This window comes from Pseudomonas sp. 14P_8.1_Bac3, from assembly GCF_025466085.1.
GTDB lineage: Bacteria > Pseudomonadota > Gammaproteobacteria > Pseudomonadales > Pseudomonadaceae > Aquipseudomonas.
Genome location: NZ_JANLOD010000021.1, coordinates 108,153 through 129,719, shown reverse-complemented (window position 1 = coordinate 129,719; position 21,567 = coordinate 108,153). Strand labels below are relative to the sequence as shown.

At 59.8% G+C, this 21,567-nt stretch carries 21 protein-coding genes and 1 tRNA gene; 17 read left to right on the top strand and 5 right to left on the bottom strand.

The window, feature by feature from the left end:
- Positions 1–135: 135 nt before the first annotated feature.
- The 6 genes from dapA (at position 136) to NTD84_RS07930 (ending at position 4,813) form a co-directional block, all read left to right on the top strand.
- Positions 136–1,014 carry a 4-hydroxy-tetrahydrodipicolinate synthase gene (gene dapA, locus NTD84_RS07955; RefSeq protein WP_262164563.1) on the top strand — a complete coding sequence of 293 codons (879 nt, stop codon included), beginning with the start codon at positions 136–138 and terminating at the stop codon, positions 1,012–1,014.
- 17 nt (positions 1,015–1,031) lie between these two features.
- Positions 1,032–2,147 carry an outer membrane protein assembly factor BamC gene (gene bamC, locus NTD84_RS07950; protein WP_262164561.1) on the top strand — a complete coding sequence of 372 codons (1,116 nt, stop codon included), beginning with the start codon at positions 1,032–1,034 and terminating at the stop codon, positions 2,145–2,147.
- A gap of 4 nt (positions 2,148–2,151) precedes the next feature.
- The gene (locus tag NTD84_RS07945) at positions 2,152–2,910 is read left to right on the top strand and encodes an MBL fold metallo-hydrolase (protein ID WP_262164559.1); all 759 of its coding nucleotides are present in this window, start codon (positions 2,152–2,154) and stop codon (positions 2,908–2,910) included.
- Positions 2,911–2,938: 28 nt separating this feature from the next.
- On the top strand, positions 2,939–3,652 hold the full coding sequence (purC, locus tag NTD84_RS07940) for a phosphoribosylaminoimidazolesuccinocarboxamide synthase (protein ID WP_008034929.1): 714 nt from the start codon (positions 2,939–2,941) through the stop codon (positions 3,650–3,652).
- Between the two features lie 83 nt (positions 3,653–3,735).
- A tRNA-Ser gene (locus tag NTD84_RS07935) sits at positions 3,736–3,825 on the top strand.
- A gap of 676 nt (positions 3,826–4,501) precedes the next feature.
- Positions 4,502–4,813: a hypothetical protein gene (locus NTD84_RS07930; RefSeq protein ID WP_262164556.1), complete on the top strand. Its 312-nt coding sequence runs from the start codon at positions 4,502–4,504 to the stop codon at positions 4,811–4,813.
- A gap of 215 nt (positions 4,814–5,028) precedes the next feature.
- Here NTD84_RS07930 and NTD84_RS07925 read toward each other — a convergent pair whose 3' ends face one another.
- Complete coding sequence (locus NTD84_RS07925; protein WP_262164670.1) at positions 5,029–5,628, bottom strand: cupin domain-containing protein; 600 nt, start codon at positions 5,626–5,628, stop codon at positions 5,029–5,031.
- 67 nt (positions 5,629–5,695) lie between these two features.
- A complete protein-coding gene (locus NTD84_RS07920) occupies positions 5,696–7,657 on the bottom strand; it encodes an FAD-dependent oxidoreductase (protein ID WP_262164555.1) in 1,962 nt (653 codons plus the stop codon).
- 214 nt (positions 7,658–7,871) lie between these two features.
- On the opposite strand from NTD84_RS07920, the gene NTD84_RS07915 reads away from it, so the two are divergent.
- The 4 genes from NTD84_RS07915 (at position 7,872) to NTD84_RS07900 (ending at position 10,888) form a co-directional block, all read left to right on the top strand.
- Positions 7,872–8,921 (top strand): ABC transporter substrate-binding protein, encoded by a 1,050-nt coding sequence (locus tag NTD84_RS07915; RefSeq protein ID WP_262164554.1) that lies wholly within the window; start codon positions 7,872–7,874, stop codon positions 8,919–8,921.
- 279 nt (positions 8,922–9,200) lie between these two features.
- Positions 9,201–9,392, top strand: coding sequence for a YegP family protein (locus NTD84_RS07910; RefSeq protein ID WP_262164553.1), 192 nt, complete (start codon positions 9,201–9,203; stop codon positions 9,390–9,392).
- A gap of 146 nt (positions 9,393–9,538) precedes the next feature.
- Complete coding sequence (locus NTD84_RS07905; protein WP_262164551.1) at positions 9,539–10,465, top strand: LysR substrate-binding domain-containing protein; 927 nt, start codon at positions 9,539–9,541, stop codon at positions 10,463–10,465.
- Positions 10,466–10,522: 57 nt separating this feature from the next.
- Positions 10,523–10,888 carry a 5-carboxymethyl-2-hydroxymuconate Delta-isomerase gene (locus NTD84_RS07900; protein ID WP_262164550.1) on the top strand — a complete coding sequence of 122 codons (366 nt, stop codon included), beginning with the start codon at positions 10,523–10,525 and terminating at the stop codon, positions 10,886–10,888.
- Between the two features lie 3 nt (positions 10,889–10,891).
- Here NTD84_RS07900 and NTD84_RS07895 read toward each other — a convergent pair whose 3' ends face one another.
- Entirely contained in the window at positions 10,892–11,827 is a 936-nt protein-coding gene (locus NTD84_RS07895) for a LysR family transcriptional regulator (RefSeq protein WP_262164548.1), read from the bottom strand.
- A 107-nt stretch (positions 11,828–11,934) separates the two neighbouring features.
- Entirely contained in the window at positions 11,935–13,119 is a 1,185-nt protein-coding gene (locus tag NTD84_RS07890) for a cyanate transporter (protein ID WP_262164546.1), read from the bottom strand.
- 421 nt (positions 13,120–13,540) lie between these two features.
- On the opposite strand from NTD84_RS07890, the gene NTD84_RS07885 reads away from it, so the two are divergent.
- The 6 genes from NTD84_RS07885 to NTD84_RS07860 all read left to right on the top strand — a co-directional run bounded on the left by NTD84_RS07885 (position 13,541) and on the right by NTD84_RS07860 (position 20,079).
- The gene (locus NTD84_RS07885; protein WP_262164544.1) at positions 13,541–14,923 is read left to right on the top strand and encodes a glutamine synthetase family protein; all 1,383 of its coding nucleotides are present in this window, start codon (positions 13,541–13,543) and stop codon (positions 14,921–14,923) included.
- 167 nt (positions 14,924–15,090) lie between these two features.
- A complete protein-coding gene (locus NTD84_RS07880; protein ID WP_262164542.1) occupies positions 15,091–16,740 on the top strand; it encodes a phosphoethanolamine transferase in 1,650 nt (549 codons plus the stop codon).
- A gap of 75 nt (positions 16,741–16,815) precedes the next feature.
- Complete coding sequence (locus NTD84_RS07875) at positions 16,816–17,478, top strand: class I SAM-dependent methyltransferase (RefSeq protein ID WP_262164540.1); 663 nt, start codon at positions 16,816–16,818, stop codon at positions 17,476–17,478.
- A gap of 123 nt (positions 17,479–17,601) precedes the next feature.
- The gene (rnd, locus tag NTD84_RS07870; RefSeq protein WP_262164538.1) at positions 17,602–18,735 is read left to right on the top strand and encodes a ribonuclease D; all 1,134 of its coding nucleotides are present in this window, start codon (positions 17,602–17,604) and stop codon (positions 18,733–18,735) included.
- Complete coding sequence (locus NTD84_RS07865) at positions 18,732–19,025, top strand: YcgL domain-containing protein (protein WP_007898694.1); 294 nt, start codon at positions 18,732–18,734, stop codon at positions 19,023–19,025. Before rnd ends, NTD84_RS07865 begins: the two co-directional genes overlap by 4 nt.
- A 121-nt stretch (positions 19,026–19,146) precedes the next feature.
- On the top strand, positions 19,147–20,079 hold the full coding sequence (locus NTD84_RS07860; protein ID WP_262164536.1) for a D-2-hydroxyacid dehydrogenase: 933 nt from the start codon (positions 19,147–19,149) through the stop codon (positions 20,077–20,079).
- Positions 20,080–20,236: 157 nt separating this feature from the next.
- On the opposite strand, the gene NTD84_RS07855 is transcribed toward NTD84_RS07860, so the two are convergent.
- Entirely contained in the window at positions 20,237–20,830 is a 594-nt protein-coding gene (locus NTD84_RS07855; RefSeq protein WP_262164534.1) for a nitroreductase family protein, read from the bottom strand.
- A gap of 281 nt (positions 20,831–21,111) precedes the next feature.
- Between NTD84_RS07855 and NTD84_RS07850 the strand changes: the two genes are divergently transcribed.
- Positions 21,112–21,561 (top strand): YcgN family cysteine cluster protein, encoded by a 450-nt coding sequence (locus NTD84_RS07850; protein ID WP_262164531.1) that lies wholly within the window; start codon positions 21,112–21,114, stop codon positions 21,559–21,561.
- Positions 21,562–21,567 lie beyond the last annotated feature (6 nt).

Here is a 21,567-nt window from a genome sequence, read left to right as displayed (position 1 = left end):
TATCAGTACCGATCAAAGTCTGAAGGGTAGCGAAAAGCAGCGCCAAGGGGAATGGCAGCCGCGCAGTACTTCGCTTGTACAAGCATCTTGGCGCCAGTACCATTACGGCTCTCTTTTTCCGGCAGGAGCGGTTGCATGATTGCGGGCAGTATGGTGGCACTGGTCACACCCATGGATGCACAGGGTCGTCTCGACTGGGACAGCCTGAGCAAACTGGTGGACTTTCACCTGCAAAACGGCACCCACGCCATCGTGGCGGTTGGCACCACAGGTGAATCGGCCACGCTAGACGTGAATGAACACATCGAAGTGATTCGTTACGTGGTCAAGCAGGTCGCTGGGCGCATCCCGGTGATCGCCGGTACCGGCGCCAACTCGACCCGCGAAGCCATCGAGCTGACCACCAATGCGAAGACCGCCGGCGCCGATGCCTGCCTGCTGGTGACCCCTTACTACAACAAGCCGACCCAGGAAGGCTTGTACCAGCACTTCAAGGCCATCGCCGAGGCCGTCGACATCCCGCAGATCCTTTATAACGTGCCTGGCCGTACCGCATGCGACATGCAGGCCGAGACCGTGATCCGTCTGTCGACCGTGAAAAACATCATCGGCATCAAGGAAGCCACCGGCGACCTGTCCCGTGCAAAAGCGATCCTCGACGGCGTCAGCAAGGATTTCCTGGTGATTTCCGGCGACGACCCGACCGCAGTGGAACTGATCCTGCTCGGCGGCAAGGGCAACATCTCGGTGACCGCGAACGTCGCGCCGCGGGAAATGGCTGACCTGTGCAACGCTGCGCTGAAAGGCGATGCCGTCACGGCCCGCGCGATCCACGAAAAGCTGATGCCGCTCAATAAAGCCCTGTTTGTCGAATCCAACCCTATCCCCGTGAAATGGGCACTGCATGAAATGGGCTTGATGCCGGACGGTATCCGTCTGCCGCTCACCTGGCTCAGTGCGGCCTGTCACGAACCGCTGCGGCAGGCCATGCGCCAGTCCGGCGTCCTGGTTTAATTGAGGAAGCACTACGCATGAAGCGATTGGCCGGACTTTCCGCACTTGCCTTGATTATCTCCAGCACCAGTGGCTGTGGATGGGTCTGGGGCCCGGAAGGTTATTTCCGTGACCGTGGTAGCGATTACCTCGAAGCGCAACAGACTGCACCCATGCAATTGCCACCGGACGTCAGCACTTCCAAGCACCTGGATCCGCTGCTGCCGATCCCGCGCAACGTAGCTGATGACACCGCCAAGGGCGAATACGTCGTGCCGCGTCCGCAGCCGCTGTCCGCGGCCGCCGACGCCAGTGCCTACTCGCTGCAGAAGACCGGCGACTCGCGCTGGATCGTCGCGCAGAACCCGCCGGCCGAAGTCTGGCCAGTGGCAGTGCAGTTCTTCCAGGACAACGGTTTCCGTCTGGATGAACAGCGCCCGCAAACCGGCGAATTCACCACCACCTGGCAGCACTCCGACGAACTGTCCGCGGCGATGGCCAAGCGCCTGAGCGCAGCCGGTGTCGACGCTGGCAGCGAAACCCGCGTGCGGGTGCGCATCGAGCCGGGCGTGCAGCGCAACACCAGTGAAGTCTATGTGGTCAGTGCCGAACGTCCTGCCGGCAGCACAGCCGATGTGGAGTTCACCAACCGTTCGGTCAACACTGGCCTGGACGCGGCACTGGTCGACGACATGCTCGCGAGCATGAGCCGCATCTCCGAGAAGGGCGGTTCGGTCTCCATGCTGGCCTCGCGTGATTTCGATACGCCTAGCCGTGTCAGCCTGAGCGAAGACGGCAGTGGCAACCCGGTGCTGAACGTTGGTAACGACCTGGATCGCGCCTGGTCGAGCGTCGGTCGCGCGCTGGAACAGGGCGAATGGCGCGTTGAAGACATCAACCGCAGCCTGGGCCTTTACTACATCAACCTGTCCGAAAAAGCCGAGAAGAAAGACGAGAAGCCCGGTTTCCTCAGCAGCCTGTTCGGCAGTGCGCCAAGCAAGGAAGAAGTTGAAGCCCGTGCCGAGCGTTATCAGGTTCGCCTGAGCAAGGTCGGCGAAAACGTCCAGGTCACCGTCGAGAAAAACATCAACACCGTGGCGCCGGCTGAAGTGGCGCGCAAAGTGTTGAGCGTGATTCAGGACAACCTGGGCTGATTCCATGCGTTTTGCCGTTCTCGGCAGCGGTAGCCAAGGGAACGGCACGCTGATAGCCAGCGCTGACACGTACGTGCTGGTGGATTGTGGTTTCTCCCTGCGGGAAACCGAAAAACGCCTTTTGCGCCTGGGTGTGAACCCGGCGCAACTGAGCGCGATACTCGTGACCCACGAACATGCCGACCACGTGCATGGCGTGGGTTTGCTGTCTCGGCGTTACAATCTGCCTGTCTACCTCAGCCGCGGCACCCTGCGCGGGATGCGCAAACCGATTGAACCGGCCGGCCTCCTGGCGGGCGGCGAGCAATTGCAGATCGGCGCACTGAGCATCGGCGTCATTGCCGTGGCCCACGATGCACAGGAACCGACGCAATATGTGTTCAGCGACGGCGAGCGGCGCTTCGGCCTGCTGACCGACCTTGGCTCGTATTGCAACAAGGTGCTGGACGGCTATCGCGACCTCGATGCGTTGATGATCGAGGCCAACCATTGCCGGGACATGCTGGCTCGCGGTCATTACCCGTACTTTCTCAAGCAGCGGGTGGGCGGGGAACTGGGACATTTGAACAACCATCAGGCGGCATTCCTGGTGGCCGAGTTGGGCTGGCAAGGCCTGCAACACCTGGTCCTGGCCCATCTGAGCAGCAAGAACAACCTGCCGCAGCTGGCCCGGCAATGTTTTGTCGACACCCTCGGGTGCGACCCGGACTGGCTGCAACTGGCCGATCAAGATTCAGGGCTCGACTGGCGACACATCGCCTAGCCCACCTACTTAGCAAGCGGAGCCCATCATGGAAAAACGTGAAGAACTCTACCGCGGCAAAGCCAAATCGGTGTTCAAGACCGACGACGCTGACCGCTTGATCCTGCTGTTTCGCAACGACACCTCGGCGTTCGACGGCAAGCGCATCGAGCAGCTCGACCGCAAAGGCATGGTGAACAACAAGTTCAACGCTTTCATCATGCAGAAACTCGAAGCGGCCGGCGTACCGACCCAATTCGACAAACTGCTGGGCGACAACGAATGCCTGGTGAAAAAACTCGACATGATTCCGGTTGAGTGCGTCGTGCGTAACTACGCCGCCGGCAGCTTGGTGAAGCGCCTGGGCGTCGAAGAAGGCATGAAACTCAACCCCTACACCTTCGAGCTGTTCCTCAAGGACGACGCCAAGGGCGACCCGTTCATCAACGAATCCCACGTCGTGGCCTTCGGTTGGGGCACCGCCGAGCAACTGGTTCGCATGAAAGAACTCTCGCTCAAGGTCAACGAAGTCCTGAGCAAACTGTTCGACGACGCCGGCCTGTTGCTGGTCGACTTCAAACTGGAATTCGGCGTGTTCTCCGACGGCTCCATCGTCCTGGGCGACGAATTCAGCCCGGACGGCTGCCGTCTGTGGGACAAGGCCACCGGCAAAAAAATGGACAAGGACCGCTTCCGTCAGGGCCTCGGTGACGTCATCGAAGCCTACGAAGAAGTCGCCAACCGTCTGGGCGTACCGCTTTAATCGACGCAAGCATCTGATAGCACGGAAAAATTTCGCCTAGGGGGTTCGCTTCCGGCAAAAGTGTTGTTATGATGCGCGCCGTTGGAGAGATGCCAGAGTGGCCGAATGGGACGGATTCGAAATCCGTTGTACCTTCACCGGTACCTAGGGTTCGAATCCCTATCTCTCCGCCATTACATAGGAAAAGCCCCGTAACTGAAAAGTTACGGGGCTTTTTCGTTTCTGGATTATTTGTTTTGGAGATATTGGAGGCGTGATGTGGGATGCAGGCAGACGCAAAGATCATGCAGACGGATCCCACAGTGATTATTCCGAGCCGACGCCAAAGAGGCGAATGTTCTTACTTCTTACACAGACATGTCCGAGTTTGATAGGGGGTATATTCAGTCTCAGCTAAGCGTCCGATACGACGTCACGGGTCGTGCTGGCGCAGACACTTTGGTTCCCCGCTCAATCAATGAATTACGCGCTCAAGGAGGAGGCAGCTATGTGCGATGGCGACAAAGTATATTTTCCAGAGAAAAGCGACTGGCTCGCAGATGTCACGAGGCTAGTCGATGCCTAGGGATCTTCATCTAGATACGAGTCGATTAGCGCAGATTTTCAAAGAAAGACTAACGAACGACGATTGTCCATTCTGTGAGCAAGCTGAGTGGGAGTTACCACTTCAAAGCGGGGCGACAGGCGTAGGGTTGCCTTGGGTGCGTGGCACAGAATATTTGCAATGCGGCGTGCCGGCAGTGATGCTTAACTGTAAGCATTGTGGGTTTATTCGGCTGCATTCGTTGAGCGTGTTGTCAGATGTCATCGTCGAAGGCGGCATTGCGGGCGACGGCCCGGAGACCAGCGATGAGTGAGCCTTTTGTGCTGGTAAACCTGAACGAGCATTATCCCGAGCGCTTACCGAGTGACAGACGGGCAAGCGGCGACGGCAACGACCGAAGGCCCCCAGGTCCTCCAGGAGAAAATCCATTGGAATCGCGTGTTACAAAACTTGAAACGCACATCGAATACGTCCGGCGCGACCTTGATGAACTTCGTGTGGATATTCGGGAGCATCGAAAAGAAACCAGAACAGACTTTCGTGTGTTATTTGGCGCTTTGATTACGGCCGCGCTGGGGTTGGCTGGGATGATGGGAAAAGGATTTGGGTGGTTGTGAGTCGATGCTTACAAAAAGCCCGCGCGGCGCCCAATTCCGATTAGTTAAGACCAATCACTGTGTTAGCAAGACCAGTTTGCCGGTTGTGGCGGTATTCCAACCACAGCAGATGTGGCGGTAGTACCAGCCTATCGCGAGCAGGCTCGCTCCCACTGGGTGTCATGCCAGGCCGGACGCTGGTATTTTATGTGGCACTTACTACGGCTGAGCAGCCCTCAAAACGTAGGCGGCGTAATCACCCAGATCACCACCGCATCCACATCCCCCGGATTCCCGTACCGATGCGGCTCCTGGCTTGAAAAGCTGAAACTATCCCCCTCACTTAGCTGAAAGTGCCGTTCCCCCACCCACAACTCAAAACTCCCCGACAGCAGATACCCAGCCTCTTCCCCCTCATGGCTGTAACTCTGCTGGCTATACGTGCCTGGCGGAAATCGCGAGTGCAGCATTTCCAATTGCCTATTCGGCTGCGGGGTGAGCAGGTGATCGACGATCCCGTCTTCGTAATGCACGCTCATGCGGCTGTTCTTGCGCACGACAATACCGTCGTCTTCGGGCGCGGTTTGCGCTTCGCTGGCGAAGAACCACTGGATGGTCACGCCCAGGCTGCGGGCGATGTTGAAGAGGGCGGGGATGGACGGGTAGGCCAGGTTTCGTTCGAGCTGGCTGATGTAGCCCGCAGTCAGTTCGCTCAGTTGCGCCAGTTCTGCCAGGGTCATGCCGCGGCGTTTGCGCAGGCCGCGGATGCGCGTGCCGAGAAAATGCGGCGCTGCCGCGGCGCTGTCCTGGGTGGGCGCGCTGCTGGCAGGCGGCATCTTGCTGCTGTTGCTCATGGCGTGCTCCAAACCGGAAATTTCAAAAGTCCCGGAGTATAAAACAGCCTCAAAGCGTCCAGGCGACTTTCAACCCTTCATAGATGGCTTCTTCGGCGGTGCGCGGGGCGAGGCAGTCGCCGATGCGCCGGAACTCCACCAGGCCTTGCAGCTCTGCGCCCAACGTGTCGACTGGTTGATGGCCCTGACAGAGCACCAGCGTGTCGATGTTTTCGAACAGCATCGGTTCGCCGCTGGCGGTGTGTTGCAGGTAGACGGTGTTGTCGTCGCAACCGTAAAGCCGCGCGTAGGGGGTGATCGGGATGCCGAGTTTGTGCAGTTCGCCGGCCAGTTGATCGCGCACGTACAGCGGCAGGTTTTCCCCGCAATGGGTGCCGTTGACGGCCAGTTGCACTTGATGCCCGGCGCGCACCAGGCGTTCGGCGATACCGGGGCCGATCCAGTCGGCGCGCCAGTCGACCACCACCACCGAACGGCCTATCTGCACCTCATCGCGCAGCACTTGCCAGGCGTCCACCACCTGCAATTCACCGCCGCGCTCGAAGTGTGGCCAGTAGGGTGCGGCACCCGTGGCGACGATCACCAGGTCCGGCCGTTCGCGCTCCACCAACGCCCGATCGACGCGGGTGTTGCGCACCACGCGCACGCCGGCCAGTTCCATCTCCCGTTGCAGGTTGGTGCTGGCGCCGCCGAATTCGGCGCGCCGTGGCAAAAGTTGCGCCAGCAAGACCTGTCCGCCCAATTGCGAACTGGCTTCGTAGAGCGTCACATCATGGCCGCGCTGGGCGGCGACGGCGGCGGCTTTCATCCCGGCAGGCCCGCCGCCGGCGATCATGATGCGTTTGCGTTGCGCCGTTGGTTGCCGCTGGCCGAAGATCAATTCACGCCCGGTTTCCGGATGCTGGATGCAGGAAATCGGCAGGCCTTTATGAAAGTGACCGATGCACGCCTGATTGCAGGCGATGCAGGCGCGTACATCTTCGGCGTGGCCGGTATCGGTTTTGTTGGGCATTTGCGGATCGCAGATCAGTGCGCGGGTCATGCCGCAGACATCTGCCTGACCCCGCGCCAAAATCAGCTCAGCCTCCTGGGGCTGGTTGATGCGGCCGGTGACGAACAGCGGAATCGACAGGCCAGCCTTGAACGTCCCCGCTTCCTTGGCGAGGTAAGCGGCTTCGATCGCCATCGGCGGCACAATGTGCACGGCGCCGCCCAGCGATGCCGAGGTGCCGGCGACGATGTGCACGTAATCCAGACTCGGTTGCAGGGTTTGCACGGCGGCCAGGGATTCATCCTCAGTCAGCCCTTCGGGGTCGCGTTCGTCGGCGGAAATGCGCAAGCCAATGATGAAATGCTCATCGGTGCTGGCGCGCACAGCGGCAATCACTTCACGCAGGAAGCGCAGGCGCTGTTCGAGGTCGCCGTTGTAGCCATCGGTGCGGCGGTTGACCCGCGGATTGATGAACTGCGCCGGCAGGTAACCGTGGCTGGCGACCACTTCCACGCCGTCGATGCCCGCCTGATACAAGCGGCGGGCGGCGGCACCATAACCGGCGACGATCTCATCGATCATCGCTTGATCCAGGGCCCGCGGCATCACCCGGAAACGCTCATTGGGCACTGCCGACGGTGAGTAAGCGACGGCGAGTAAACCGTCGCTGGACTCCATTATCTCCCGCCCCGGATGGAACACCTGCGACAACACCAGCGTGCCGTGGGCATGGCAACGCTCAGCGATCTTCCGGTAGCCCTCGATGCAGGCGTCATCGGTGGCCATCAGCACGTGGGAAGTGTAACGAGCGCTGTCGTGCACCCCGGCCACCTGCAGCACGATCAAGCCGACCCCGCCTTCGGCACGCGCACCGTGGTAGGCGATCAGTTGATCGTTGACCAGGTTATCGGTGGGCATGGAAGTGTCGTGACCGCTCGACATGATGCGGTTTTTCAGCCGTTTGCCGCGCAGTTGCAACGGTTCGAACAGGTGTGCAAAAGCAGGGGACGAGGTCGGCATGGGACGGGTACTCCGGGCAGGCTGAAGCCGAAAGGCCGAGTTTCGGCGTTGTTATTATTTGCCTATAGAAATTTACCTTCAGTAAAAAATCAACTTGTTTTTTTACTATGGCTCGCAGTAGATTCATTTGGCGCCCGCAATCGGGCGAACCTCACAACAATAAAAAAGGGTCACGCGGCGTTGTGCCGAGTGGCACCTGCAAGAGGATCCACTGATGAAATCGAACACGCTCAAGCACGGTTTTTATCCCTTGCTGCTGTCATTGGCCGTGGGCCTCGGCAGTGCTCAGGCAGCGCCGGAAATGGTGGTGGTGGGTTACGGCGGCGCTGGCCAGAAAGCGCAGGATGTCGCGTTTTTCCAGCCGTTCAGCGCGGCGGATCACAGCAAGCTGATCCAGAGCGAATACAACGGCGAGATGGCCCGGATCAAAGTGATGGTCGACACCGGCAACGCTGATTGGGACGTGGTGCAGATCGAAGGCCCGGACCTGATGCGCGGCTGCGACGAAGGCATGTACGAAAAACTGGACTGGAAAAGTCTCGGGCGCGTCGAACAATTGATCCCCGACGCGGCGCAGGCCTGTGGTTCGGCAGCGCTGGTGTGGAGCGTGGCGATTGCCTACGACACGCAAAAGCTGGCACAGGCACCGACCTCCTGGGCCGACTTCTGGGACGTGAAGAAAACGCCCGGCAAACGCGGGTTGCGTAAACGCGCGGTGTACAACCTGGAGTTCGCCTTGCTGGCCGATGGGGTGAAGGTCGAGGACGTGTATTCGGTACTGAACACGCCGCAAGGCGTCGACCGCGCTTTTGCCAAGCTCACCGAACTCAAACCTTATATCCAGTGGTGGGAAGCGGGTGCGCAACCGGCGCAATGGCTGACGGCCGGGGACGTGGTGATGACGTCCACCTACAGCGGGCGTATCGCCGCCGCTGCGCAAACCGGTAGCCCCCTTGGGCTGGTCTGGCCGGGCAGCCTGTATGGCATGGATTACTGGGCGATCATCAAAGGCTCGAAGCATGTTGATCAGGCCAAGCGCTTTATTGCCTTTGCCAACCAGCCGGATGCTCAGGTCAAGTATGTCGAGCAAATCCCGTATGGCCCGACCAATACCCTGGCCGCCGCCAAACTCGACAGCAAGCTGGCGCAATGGGTGCCCACGGCGCCGCAGAACCTCAAGGGTGCGTTGTCCATGGACGTGGCGTTCTGGGTTGATCACGGCGAAGAACTCGAGGAACGCTTCAACGCCTGGGCCAGCAAGTAATAGTCATCGGCTGGACGTTGCAGGGCGTCCGGCCGCTGTCCCTTTGTTGTGAGAAACGACACCGGCCCGGCGTAAGAAAAGTAAGCCTGATTACAGGAAAAATTACGCACCCGAGTAGCTCGAATTACCGTCGCTCGTATCCATTGGGCGTCCCGGGACTCAAGGGTTTCTCCGTGAAATATCCCCTGACATTCAAAGACTTCGCCGCCCAAAATCCTCATCTACTCTGGTTTCGCAGATCACTGATCTGCCGTTATCAGCCATCGCAAGGAGCGAACCATGTATTTTGAGATTTACAGGCAAACCCGCGGCACCCCCCAGACTGGCAAAGGCCAATGGCGGTGGCGCTTGAGGGCGGGCAACCACGAAACGATTGCCAGTGGAGAGGCGTACGTCAACCGGGCCGATTGCGCCCATGCCATCAGCTTGATCAAGGGCACTCACGACCTGACCCCGGTGAAGGAAATCTAGCCTCAAGCGTTGAAGCTGCTCAACCGGAGCAGCTTCGTTCCAGGCAACCTCGCAAGCACGCGCGAATGCAATCTGCTTGAGTCGCATAGACGCCGTTGGTGACAGCTACCTAAACTGTCGGCAGACAGGGGAACCGGGGGCAGGGGATGAATCGCAACGAACTACGCAAGGCTGATATTAACCTGATGGTGGTGTTCGAAACCTTGATGCTCGAACGCAACGTGACCCGGGTGGCGGAGAAGCTGTTTCTCGGGCAGCCGACTATCAGCTCGGCGCTCAATCGCTTGCGCGCGATGTTCAATGATCCGTTGTTTATCAGGGTCGGGCATCGTATGGAGCCCACTGCCAGGGCGGAAGAGCTGATCCAGTATCTTTCGCCGGCGCTGGATTCGCTGTCGGTGGCCTTGAGCCTGACCCGCGATTTCGACCCCGCCAGCAGCACCATGACCTTTCGTATCGGGCTGTCGGACGATGTCGAGTTCGGCCTGTTGCCGCCACTGCTGCGTGCCCTGCGCCAGGAAGCGCCGAAAGTGGTGTTTGTGGTGCAGCATGTCGATTACTGGCGGATTCCCGACTTGCTGGCGTCCGGTGACATCACTGTCGGCATCAGCCAGACCCGCGGCCTTCCGGCCAATGCCAAGCGCAAATTGCTGCGGCACATCCAGCCCAGCCTTCTGCGTGCCGATGCCTCTGCCACACCGCTGACCCTCGACGAATATTGCTCGCGCCCCCACGTGATCGTGTCCCACACCGCCAATGTCAGTGGCTACGCCGACGAGTGGCTGGCTGAGATCGGCCGTACGCGCCACGTGGTGCTGTCCGTGCCGCAATACAGTTCGTTGCCAGCGTTGCTCGCCGGCACCGATCTGATCGCCAGCCTGCCGGATTACACCGCTCAGGCGATGGCGACATCCGGTCATTTGTTCGCGGAACCTTTTCCGTTCGAGACACCGACCCTGGACCTGTCCATGGTCTGGCTCAGCCATGTCGACACCGATCCGGCCGAACGCTGGTTGCGTGCGCGACTGGAGGCGTTCATGAGTGAGCGTTTTCACCCGTCGCCGTCCCGGTGAACGGGCCGACTCTGTGATATATGTACGACCCTTCCGCCTACCTTCAGGAGCCACGTCATGCCTCACCTGCACATGGAATACACCACCAACTTGCCCGAGCTGAATGCCGATGTGGCGCTGATCCGGCTCAACAATACGCTGGTGGCTTCCGGTCAGTTTGCGGCCGAATACGACATTAAAAGTCGTGCGGTAAAGGTCGAGACGTTCAAGGTCGGCACCACCATGGCTGAGCGGGCGTTCGTCCACGTGAAGTTGGCGCTGTTGAGCGGCCGCTCGCCGCAGATCAAGAAGCAGCTGTCCGAGAGTCTGCTGGCGGTGGTGCAGGACCTGTGTGAGTGGCCAACGGATATTGAAGTCCAGCTGGCGGTGGAAATCCTCGACATCGATCGGGAGTCCTACAGCAAGGTTGCGATCAGCCACTGAGTTTCACGCCGCTTCACGCTCGAAGCAGGCCTGCACCACCTGTTCACGCAACCAGGCGTTGGCGCCGTCCTGATCGGCATGCTGACTCCATTGCATGTCGAGCGTGAAGCCCGGTAAACCGTTGGGTGCTTCGCAGTGGCTGAAAATGGCGTCGCTGGCCAGCAATTGCTGGATGCGTCGGGGCAGGGTGACGATGAAATCGGTGCCGGCGATCATTTTCAGCGCCGCGCCGTAGCTGTTGGATCGCGCGACGATTTGGCGTTTTTGCGCCTGTTGCGCCAGCCAGCCATCCACCATGTTGGTGGCGGACGTCCAAGGTGTCGGAAACACATGCCGGCGTTCGGTAAAGGCTTGCAGGCTTAGACGCGGCTCCCGTGGCGCGGCACGTTTATCGAAGACACAGACCAGGTCATCTTCGAGCAACATCCGGGATTTGAAGTCAGTGTGATTGCGATGAAAGCTCGGGCCGAAGCAAATGACCAGGTCGAGGCTGCCGTCGCGCAGTGCTTCGGCGGGGATGTCGGTTTCGAACTTGTGCATATTGACCATCACTGGCCAATCGGCGAGATCGATACGTTTCAAAAGGCGCGGCAGGATCAACTGCTCGAAGTATTCAGGCGCGCAAATGTTGAAGGTGGCCGGTTGCAAGGTGGGGTCGAAGGTCGGAGCAACGGCGTGACACAGGTTGATACTTTCCAGGATTTTCAGCACATGGGTGTACATGGTGCTGGCTTTGCAGGTGGGGCGCATACCCGCGCGGGTATTGATGAACAACACGTCCTCGAAACCGGTGCGCAGTTTTTTCAGGCAATAGCTCACGGTGGACTGGCTGACGCAGAGGGTTTCGGACACCTCGGTGACGCTGCGTTGCTCGTACACGGCGATAAACACCATGAGGTCCTGCATGTCGAGTTTTCTAAGCAAGTTACTGTTCAGCATCCATTCATCTCGCTGTGATCCTTGCGCTGGCTGAGCGCACACTCGTGCGACGGATCCTAACGGAACGATGGTGCCAGGAGAATGCCCTGTAGGAAGTTTCCTGTGAGTCAGTGAACGTACCTGGCGTAATGCCGTGGATTGAAACGCAGAACCATCAACATCATCACCGCGATGACGCCGGTGAGTGACCACCAGGCCCATTCGAAACTGCCGAGTTGATCGCGGATCATCCCGGCGATCAGCGGCGAAAGACCGGCGATCAGGTAGCCGATGCCTTGCACGAAAGCGGTCAATGCGCCCGCGCGTTGCGGGTTGTCCAGGTGATCCAGCGACACGATCAGGCTCATCGGGAACAGTCCGCCGATGCCCAGCCCCAGCAGGCACGGCCACAACAGGCTCAAGTGTTGCGGGCCCAGGATCAGCCCGCAGAAGCCGAAAAGGATCAGCGCCAACAACACCACCAGGACCGGGCGTCGGTCACGACTGCGGTTGGCAATCGCCGGCGTGAGCAGGCCCGATAACACTTCCATGGCAGTCAAGAACCCCAGCAGCAATCCGGCGTTCTGCTCGCTCCAGCCTTTTTCCACGTAGTACGGCGCCAGCCAAGCCAACACACAGGTGTAGGACGCCGTGCCCAGACCGAAGAAGAGTGCGAGTAGCCAAGCGCGGGGATTGGCGAAAAACGAGCCGTTACGTTGCGTTTGAGCCTGCAGTGGCGGCGTCCCTGCGCGTTGACCTAGCCAGAACAGCACGGCCACCAACGCCAGCAGTGCCCAGATCGCCAATCCCATTCGCCAGCTGTCGGTGCGCAGCATCACCTGCGGTGCGAAGGACGCGGCAATGGCGGCGCCGCCCATGATCGAGGTGACGTAGAGGCCCATGCACATGGAGACGTGGCCGCTGAAACGGGACTTGATCAGCGCGGGCATCAACGCCTGGATCAGCGCGATACCGATCCCGGCGAGCACGGCACTGAGGATCAGTTCGGTGGCAGAGTCCAGGAACAGACGTGACGCCGTCGCCAGGCCAATGATCAGCAGCGACACCGCCACCGTGCGCTGCTCGCCGAGCCATTGGCTGACGCTGAGGCCGAAGAACATCGCCAGCCCCATGGCCATCACCGGCAGCATGGTCAGCAGCGAGGCCAGGCTGAAGCTCAGCGCAATGTCGCCGCGGATCGCTGACAGCAAAGGGCCGACCGCCGCCATGGAGGGACGCAGGTTGAGCGCGATCAAAATGATGCTGAACATTAACCAGAGGGCGGGGCGGGAACTTGCACGAACGTTTTCCATTGATGGAGCCTTGACTGACCTGGCGCAGATTAGGCGCGCGAGGCCGGCAGGGCCGCAAATCAGAAAGTCCGGCGCATTATTTAAAAATCCAATAGCTGGAGTGCGATGCAGCTCCACTGTGGGAGCGGTAGCCCCATTAATGTTTAGCCGATCCAAACCCAAAGTTCTTCAAATCCCGATTTAACGACTTATCCCGCCATGTGACGCTGCTGCCCATCTGTTTACTGCGGTCTTCCCTATGGACGGTTGTCCAGTCGCACTTCCATCCGAACTCGCTTTCTGGGCGTTGTGGCATTGCCGTCACGCGCGCCCGCCGGACTCCCGCCTTTCCCGTTGATGATGCTTACAGGTCCCGCGCCCTGCGCCGGATCAAATCGGCAGCGCCTGCGCGTTTGCCTGACGCGGAAACGAGAGAATTCCTATGAGTTGTGCCACGACATCATTCGCCACCCAGCAAGAAGCCCTGACATTTCTGGAACAAAACCCGGATATCGAGATGTTCGAGTTGTTCATCCTCGACAACAACGGGGTGCCACGGGGCAAGTTGTTGCATCGCGACGAGTTACTCGCGGTATATGAAAGCGGGCGCCCGTTGCCGAGCACTATTCTGGGCCTGACCATTAACGGCGATGACGTGGAAAATTCCGGGCTGGTCTGGGATGTCGGGGACATCGATTGCCGTGCCTACCCGATCAGTGGCAGTTTGACCCGCATGCCATGGCGCCTGATTCCAACGGCGGCGGTGCAGGTCAGCATGCACCCGAAGGAGGGTATGCCCGCGACCATCGCCGACCCGCGACACCTGTTGGCCAAGGTGATCGAAGGCTTGCAGGCAGACGGCTATTACCCGGTGATGGCCGCGGAACTGGAGTTTTATCTGCTGGATCAACAGCGCGACAGCAATGGCCGGCCGCAACCGGCGCGCGATGTCGATGGGGGCCGGCCACGCGGCACCCAGGTCTACGGGTTGCGTGAACTGGAGCAGATCGAGCCGTTCCTCGCCGACTTGTACAGCGCCTGCAAACTCCAAGGCATCCCGGCGCGCACGGCGATTTCCGAATACGCGCCGGGGCAAGTGGAAATCACCCTCGAACATCGCACCGACGCGTTGCAGGCGATGGATGAAGCTGTGCGCTACAAGCGTCTGGTCAAGGGCGTGGCGCACAAGCATGGGATGGCGGCGTGTTTCATGGCCAAGCCTTTCGACGACCTGGCCGGCACCGGCATGCACATGCACGTCAGCCTGGCGGATAAAGAGGGTAATAACCTGTTCGCCAGCGACGCCACGGACGGTACGCCGCTGCTCAAACACGCGGTTGGCGGCATGCTGAGCACCTTGCTCGACTCGTTGTTGCTGTTCTGTCCGAACGCCAACTCCTACCGTCGCTTCCAGACCAACAGCTACGCGCCGCTGGCCGCTACATGGGGCGTCGACAATCGCACCGTGAGTTTGCGCGTACCAGGCGGTCCGGCGTTTTCGCGGCACATCGAACATCGCATTTGCGGCGCTGACGCCAACCCGTACCTGGCGGCGGCAGCGATCCTGGCCGGCATCCATCGCGGCATTCGTGAACAACTGGACCCGGGTGCACCAGTGGAGGGCAACGGTTACGCCCAGGCCACGGAACGCCTGCCCACCGATTGGCTCACCACATTGCGCGCGCTGGAAGGTTCGGGCTGGGCGCGGGAAGCCTTCGGCAGTGAGTTTCTGGGTGTTTACCTCGCGGTTAAACGTGCCGAGTACCGGCAGTTCATGGGCGAAGTCGGAGAGCAGGATTGGCGTTGGTACCTGAACCAGGCCTGAACCATTCTCAAACACAACTTAAGCTTCGACCTACCACTGGAGCCAACTAATCGTTGGCTTCCTTTTCACAAAAAATTGATGGTTGGCTTTCTAGAATTAATGCCGTCGCGATAAATGAAATTTTCACATTTATCGACGGCATTTCTTTTCAGGACCAGCCGATCATCATGTTTAAGATTAAAGCCGTGCGCTCCGAGTGGGTGACACTGATTGCCAGCGCCTTTCTATTAATTGGCTTTAATGGGGTGCTGTGGCAGCACCTGTTTTCGATCACCGCATCAGACGCCCAGGGTGTCGCGATGCGCGTGGCGTTCGGCTTGATGATTCTGGCCGCCTTCAACATCGTATTGACCCTCCTGGCGTTCCGGCCGGTGATGAAGCCGGTATTGACCCTGATCTTTATGGTCAGCGCCGGCGTGGCGTATTTCATGAGTCAGTACGGCGTGCTGATTGATACCGGCATGTTGCGTAATTTTGTGCAAACCAACGCCACGGAAGTACGTGACTTACTGTCGATAAAGTTGCTTGGCTATATTGGCGTTCTCGGCGTTTTGCCGTCTTGGCTGTTGTGGAAAACACCGGTTAACTATCGCCGCTGGCATCGCGAGTTGTTGAGCAAAGTGTTGGTGGGTGTCGCGTCGGTGGCGGTGATCGGAGGGGTTGCACTGGTTAACTACCAAGGCCTTTCCTCGTTGTTTCGTAATCACCACGAGTTGCGATTGATGGTCGTGCCCAGCAACTACATCGGTGCGTCGGTCAGCTTCCTGCGCGAGCAAGTGGTTTCGGCTCAACAACCTTTCGTCAAGATTGGCGAAGACGCCGCGAGAAATCCGGCCTGGCAAACCCATGGTCGCAAATCGTTGACCGTACTGGTGGTGGGCGAAAGTGCCCGGGCCGAGAACTTCGGTGTGTTGGGTTATACGCGTGACACCACGCCGAAGCTGGACAAGGAAGCCGGTTTGATTGCCTTTACCGATGTGCATTCCTGCGGCACGGAGACCGCCGTTTCGGTGCCCTGCATGTTTTCCAACATGGGCCGCAAAGACTACAACGCGAGCAAGGCCAAGAATGAAGAAGGCTTGCTGGACGTGCTCAAGCGCGCGGGCCTTGAAGTCATCTGGCGTGATAACCAGTCGGGCTGCAAAGGCACGTGCGACCGCGTCACCCTCGAGGATGTCAGCAACTTGAAAGACCCGGCGTTGTGCGCCAACAGTGAATGTCGCGATGAAATTCTTCTGCAAGGTCTGCAGCACTTCATCGATACCCTGGATAAGGACACTGTGTTGGTCTTGCATCAGATGGGCAGTCACGGGCCGGAATACTTCAAGCGCTACCCGAAGGAGTACGAGTACTTTACCCCGGTTTGTGAAAGCAACGCGCTGAACAATTGCAGCCGCGAAAGTATCGTCAATGGTTACGACAACACGCTGGTGTACACCGACCATGTGTTGTCGACGCTGATCGATCTGCTGCGCAAGAACCAGGATAAGGTGGATACCGCGATGTTGTACCTGTCGGACCACGGCGAATCTCTCGGCGAATACAACCTGTTCCTTCATGGCACGCCTTACGTGATGGCTCCGGATCAACAGAAGCATGTCGCCATGCTGGCGTGGTTCTCCGACAGTTATCAGAAGTCGTTCTCGGTCGATACTCACTGCCTGCAACTGAGCCGGAACAAGCCGTTGAGCCAGGACAACCTGTTCCATTCGATGCTCGGTTTGCTGGAGGTCAGCAGCAAGGTCTACAAGCCGGACCTGGATCTGTTTGCCGGCTGTCGCGGTGCCGTGATCGACGGCGTCCTGGCCAATGAGTGAGCGTCACGACCTTTTTTTCACGTATCGGCCGTTAACCTGCGGCCCTGGTAGATATTTCCGTAAGAGCCCTCTGACATGTCCGCTCAGCCCCCTTCAGTCGTCGAACTAGAGTTCGCCCGGCGCCATGACCAGGAACACGCCCGCGTCTGCCTGCAGCCGCGCGCCCGTGGTCTCGCCGGGCGCCTGACGTACTGGCGTGACGAGCAATTGGTGCGCAACGCGCTCAAGGTGGCCGGCGAGCCGGGGCTGATTCTTGACGTCGCCTGCGGGGCAGGGCGTTTCTGGCCCGTGTTGGCCGAGCACGCCAATCGGGTGATCCTGGCGTCCGACCCGTCGCAGGACATGCTCGATCACGCACGGACACACCACCCGCAGCAGTTGCTGAAACGGGTCAAGACCTTCCAGAGTTCGGCATTCACCATCGGTTTGTCGGCGAATGCGGTGGACTGCATTTTTTGCATGCAACTGTTTCAGCATATCGCCGACCCCGAGCATCGCTCGGCCATGCTCGGCGAATTTCACCGGGTCAGCCGCGATACGGTGATTATCGCGGTGCGGATCAATGCCCGTTTAAAGCGTCGGCGACCCCGGGGCGACGACGCCGCGATGCTACCGGTGGCCAACAAGGCCGAGGTGGAAGCCGAGTTCAAACAGGCGGGTTTCAGTGTGCTCAGCCATCAAGACTTCCTGCCCGGTTGCGTGCGCATGCGTGTCTATGTGTTGCGTAAGGCTGGATAACCTCCCTCCGTCAGACAATTCTTGCTATCCAGTAGGTACTTTCGCTAAAGCTCTTGTTCAGTGGATGCGCGGAAATCTCCGGGGGCGATATATACTGCGCGCCATTCTTCAAGGGAGAGCCGTGTGGCCATCGATATTCACTGGATTCGCGACAACGATAGCCTCGGCCGGTTTTGCGCCGAATGGCAGCAACTGCCCTACGTTGCCCTCGACACCGAATTCATGCGGGTCGACACCTTTTATCCGATCGCAGGCCTGCTGCAGATCGGCGATGGCGTACGCGCTTACCTGATTGATCCGCTGACCATCGACAACTGGCAGCCCTTGGCCGCGCTGCTGGAAAACCCGGCCGTGGTCAAGGTTGTCCATGCCTGCAGCGAAGACCTCGAAGTTCTGTTGCGCCTGACCGGCAGCCTGCCGGCGCCGCTGTTCGACACCCAATTGGCCGCCGCTTACCTGAACCTCGGTTTCTCCATGGGTTATTCGCGGCTGGTGCAGGAAGTGCTCGGCATCGACCTGCCCAAGGGCGAGACCCGTTCCGACTGGCTGCAGCGCCCGCTCTCCGAGACGCAGATCAGCTATGCCGCCGAAGACGCCCTGCACCTGGCGGAAGTGTTCGTACGACTGCGTCCGAAACTGTCTGACGACAAATACGCCTGGGTCCTGGAAGACGGTGCCGAGCTGGTGGCCAACCTGCGTCGGGAAGTGGACCCGTATGAGGTTTACCGCGACGCCAAACTGGCCTGGAAACTGTCCCGCGCTCAACTCGCCGTGCTGCGTGAGCTCTGCGCCTGGCGCGAACGCGAAGCCCGCGCCCGTGACCTGCCGCGCAATCGGATCATCCGCGAACATTCCCTTTGGCCGCTGGCGCGGACGCAACCGGACAACCTCGGGGCGCTGGCGAAAATCGAAGACATGCACCCGCGTACCGTGCGTCAGGATGGCGAATTTCTGCTTGATCTGATCAAGCGCTCTGGCAGTGTGTCGCCAGACCAATGGCCGCCTGCCGTGCCGGAGCCGTTGCCGGTGGATGCCGCCGCGCTGATCAAACAGCTGCGTGCCCTCGGCCAGGCCGAAGCCGAACGACTGAATGTTGCGCCGGAACTGATGCTGCGCAAGAAAACCCTGGAAGCGCTGCTCAAGAGCGGCTTTCCCAACGGTCCTTACCAATTGCCTGATTCGCTGCGTGGCTGGCGCCGCGAATTGATGGGCCAGGCGCTGCTCGACAGCCTGGCCACCGCCGGAGAACAGCCTTGAAACGTATCTGCTCCATCTATCGAAGCCTGAAGAAAAACGAAATGTACCTCTATGTGCTCAAGAGCGATGCACTGGAGCGCGTTCCGGAAAGTCTGATGGCCGCTTTCGGCAAACCGCACCACGCATTCGACCTGGTGCTGACCCCCGAACGCAAGCTGTCGCGCGAGGACATCACGGTGGTCCTGGAAAATCTCGAGAAGCAGGGCTATCACCTGCAAATGCCACCGGCAGAAGACGAATACATCGAACACTTGCCGGAAGAATTGCTGCGACGCAATGATCCGATGTGATGGGCAGACAGGCTCTGTTCAGAGTCTGCGTGAAACACTGGAATGATTTTGACGATGGCCACGGTGCGGGAGCGATACTCCACCGGCAGGCCGTCTGCACTGCTTTTGAAAGGTTTGAACCATGCGCGTTCTGATTGCTGAACACGACCACCCTGTATATGCCCAACTGTTGCGCCAGGCCGCGCCTGAAGTGGAAGTGCTGACCAGCGGCGACTCGGCCGAACTCGCCCGCCACGCCGCCGATTGCCCGATCTGGCTCGGCCAGCCTGACCTGCTGGCCACCCTGTTGCGTCAGGGCCACCAGCCGCAATGGCTGCAATCGACCTGGGCCGGCATCACGCCGTTACTGGCCGACGGCCTGCCAAGGCACTATCGCCTGACCCGCGCGGTGGGGATTTTCGGCCAGGTCATGGCCGAATACGTGCTGACCTACATGCTCGGCCACGAGCGCGAAGTGCTGCCGCGGCTGGTCAGCCAGGTCGAGCGTAAATGGGACAGTCGTCAGGGCCAGAGCCTTGCGGGGCGCAAGGTATTGATCGTCGGCACCGGCGACATCGGCCAGACCGTCGCTCAGTTTTTGCTGCCGTTTGGCGTCGAGTTGTATGGCATCGCCAGTGAAGCCCGCGAGCAGGCTCCGTTCATTGAAGTGGCGGGGTTGGCGGACCTGCCGCGGCTTGTGGGCGAAGTGGATTACGTGATCAATCTGCTGCCAAACACGCCGAATACCCACGATCTGTACGACGCGGCCCTGTTCAAGCAATTCAAGGCGACCGGGTTGTTCATCAACGTCGGGCGTGGCGTGGCGGTGGTCGACGCGGACTTGGTCGAAGCCCTGAAGGAAGGGCATCTGGCGGGGGCGGTCATCGACGTTTGCCGTCAGGAGCCGTTGCCGCAACGTCATCCGTTCTGGACGGCGTGGGGGTTGTTGCTCACCGGGCACAGCTCGGCACCGACGTCGCCGGCGATGATGGTGAACCTGTTTGTCGAGAACCTGCGGGCGTATCACGCAGGCGAGGCGTTGCGCGGGGAAGTGGATTTCAATCGCGGCTACTAAAGTCACCGCATCCCCCTTAGGAGCGAGCTTGCTCGCGAAAAACGTGAGGCCGCCGTTGGATATCAGGCGGCTACCGTCATCGTTCGCGACCATCGCGACCATCGCGACCATCGTCGGAACGCCGCCCGGAGCAAGCTCGCTCCTATAGGGAAGTGGCTTAGAGGGTGAAATCGCCTTCAGCCGCCAGCTCGCTCAACGGACGACGCGGGCTTGGCGCTTCACGCGCTTGCAGGTAATCCGCCAGCGTCGCTTTATCCCCCAGCTTGCCCACCGCCACCGCTGCGTGTAGCGCGTAGCCTTCAGGAATGTTCAGCTCTTTGCGGGTCAGTTCCTGATCGAAGCCAGCCATGCCGTGGGTGTGCCAGCCGCTGAGGCTCGCTTGCAGCGCCAGATGACCCCAGGCGGAACCGGTGTCGAAGGTGTGCCACAGGGCCGGGGTTTCTTCCGTGGCGCCGGGCGCCGCGAAGGTGGTTTTCGAGATCACGATCACCAACGCCGAGGCGTGTTGCGCCCAGCCGCGGTTGAACTCGTTCAGCAAACCCAGGAAACGCTCCCAGTTCGGCGTATCCCGACGCGCGTAGAGAAACCGCCAAGGCTGCGAGTTGTAGGCCGATGGCGCCCAGCGTGCCGCTTCAAAGAAGCTCAGCAGGGTTTCCTCGGGGATGGCTTCGCCGGTGAAGGCGCGGGGCGACCAGCGATCGGTGAATTGTGGGTGAATGGCATAATCGGCAACGCGTGGATTGGCACTCATGCAGAGATTCCTTTGCGACGGGTAAGTCAGAGGGACGATTGAAAACCGGCGGGCACAGTTAGGCTGGGCGGTGGGGTTTTTCGTGAGCCTGGCAGTTCATCTGGATGCAACGCGGTGGGGCGTTAATGGCACGCAGTTCTGGCTCCTTGCGACTGGCAAAGCTACTTGGCGGCGCAATAACTGACAAGTCCCGTTCTACCGGCAGTCGCCAATGCTTGGCCCGCGGGGCGCTGCGCACTAGACTGGCGGCCTTTTCACCACCTGATGTTGATGCTTGAGCCATGGCCGCCAAAGTCGAACCGTTCTGGATACGCAAAACCCTCGATCAACTGGATCAGGAGGAATGGGAATCGCTGTGCGACGGTTGTGGTCTGTGCTGCCTGCAAAAGCTTGAGGATGAAGAAGACAACAGCGTTTATTACACGCGCATCGCCTGCAAGTTGCTGGACCTGAAAACCTGTCAGTGCAGCGATTACCCGAATCGTCGCGACTTCGTGCCGGACTGTATTCAACTCACACCGGGCAAGGCCGACGAGTTCAAGTGGCTGCCGCCGACCTGTGGCTATCGTCTGGTCAGCGAAGGCAAGGACTTGCCGCTCTGGCATCACCTGGTGTGTGGCGATCGCGACGCCGTGCACCACGAACGCATCTCCCAATCCGGGCGCATGCTCGCTGAAGGCAGCGTGGCCGAAGATGATTGGGAAGACCATCTGATTTTCCGGGCAGGTTAGTTTTAC

Bases quoted from the DNA above. Each gene is read 5' to 3' on its own strand.
- dapA (WP_262164563.1), top strand. From the start codon at position 136: ATGATTGCGGGCAGTATGGTGGCACTGGTCACACCCATGGATGCACAG.
- bamC (WP_262164561.1), top strand. From the start codon at position 1,032: ATGAAGCGATTGGCCGGACTTTCCGCACTTGCCTTGATTATCTCCAGC.
- NTD84_RS07945 (WP_262164559.1), top strand. From the start codon at position 2,152: ATGCGTTTTGCCGTTCTCGGCAGCGGTAGCCAAGGGAACGGCACGCTG.
- purC (WP_008034929.1), top strand. From the start codon at position 2,939: ATGGAAAAACGTGAAGAACTCTACCGCGGCAAAGCCAAATCGGTGTTC.
- NTD84_RS07930 (WP_262164556.1), top strand. From the start codon at position 4,502: ATGAGTGAGCCTTTTGTGCTGGTAAACCTGAACGAGCATTATCCCGAG.
- NTD84_RS07925 (WP_262164670.1), bottom strand. From the start codon at position 5,628: ATGCCGCCTGCCAGCAGCGCGCCCACCCAGGACAGCGCCGCGGCAGCG.
- NTD84_RS07920 (WP_262164555.1), bottom strand. From the start codon at position 7,657: ATGCCGACCTCGTCCCCTGCTTTTGCACACCTGTTCGAACCGTTGCAA.
- NTD84_RS07915 (WP_262164554.1), top strand. From the start codon at position 7,872: ATGAAATCGAACACGCTCAAGCACGGTTTTTATCCCTTGCTGCTGTCA.
- NTD84_RS07910 (WP_262164553.1), top strand. From the start codon at position 9,201: ATGTATTTTGAGATTTACAGGCAAACCCGCGGCACCCCCCAGACTGGC.
- NTD84_RS07905 (WP_262164551.1), top strand. From the start codon at position 9,539: ATGAATCGCAACGAACTACGCAAGGCTGATATTAACCTGATGGTGGTG.
- NTD84_RS07900 (WP_262164550.1), top strand. From the start codon at position 10,523: ATGCCTCACCTGCACATGGAATACACCACCAACTTGCCCGAGCTGAAT.
- NTD84_RS07895 (WP_262164548.1), bottom strand. From the start codon at position 11,827: ATGCTGAACAGTAACTTGCTTAGAAAACTCGACATGCAGGACCTCATG.
- NTD84_RS07890 (WP_262164546.1), bottom strand. From the start codon at position 13,119: ATGGAAAACGTTCGTGCAAGTTCCCGCCCCGCCCTCTGGTTAATGTTC.
- NTD84_RS07885 (WP_262164544.1), top strand. From the start codon at position 13,541: ATGAGTTGTGCCACGACATCATTCGCCACCCAGCAAGAAGCCCTGACA.
- NTD84_RS07880 (WP_262164542.1), top strand. From the start codon at position 15,091: ATGTTTAAGATTAAAGCCGTGCGCTCCGAGTGGGTGACACTGATTGCC.
- NTD84_RS07875 (WP_262164540.1), top strand. From the start codon at position 16,816: ATGTCCGCTCAGCCCCCTTCAGTCGTCGAACTAGAGTTCGCCCGGCGC.
- NTD84_RS07860 (WP_262164536.1), top strand. From the start codon at position 19,147: ATGCGCGTTCTGATTGCTGAACACGACCACCCTGTATATGCCCAACTG.
- NTD84_RS07855 (WP_262164534.1), bottom strand. From the start codon at position 20,830: ATGAGTGCCAATCCACGCGTTGCCGATTATGCCATTCACCCACAATTC.
- NTD84_RS07850 (WP_262164531.1), top strand. From the start codon at position 21,112: ATGGCCGCCAAAGTCGAACCGTTCTGGATACGCAAAACCCTCGATCAA.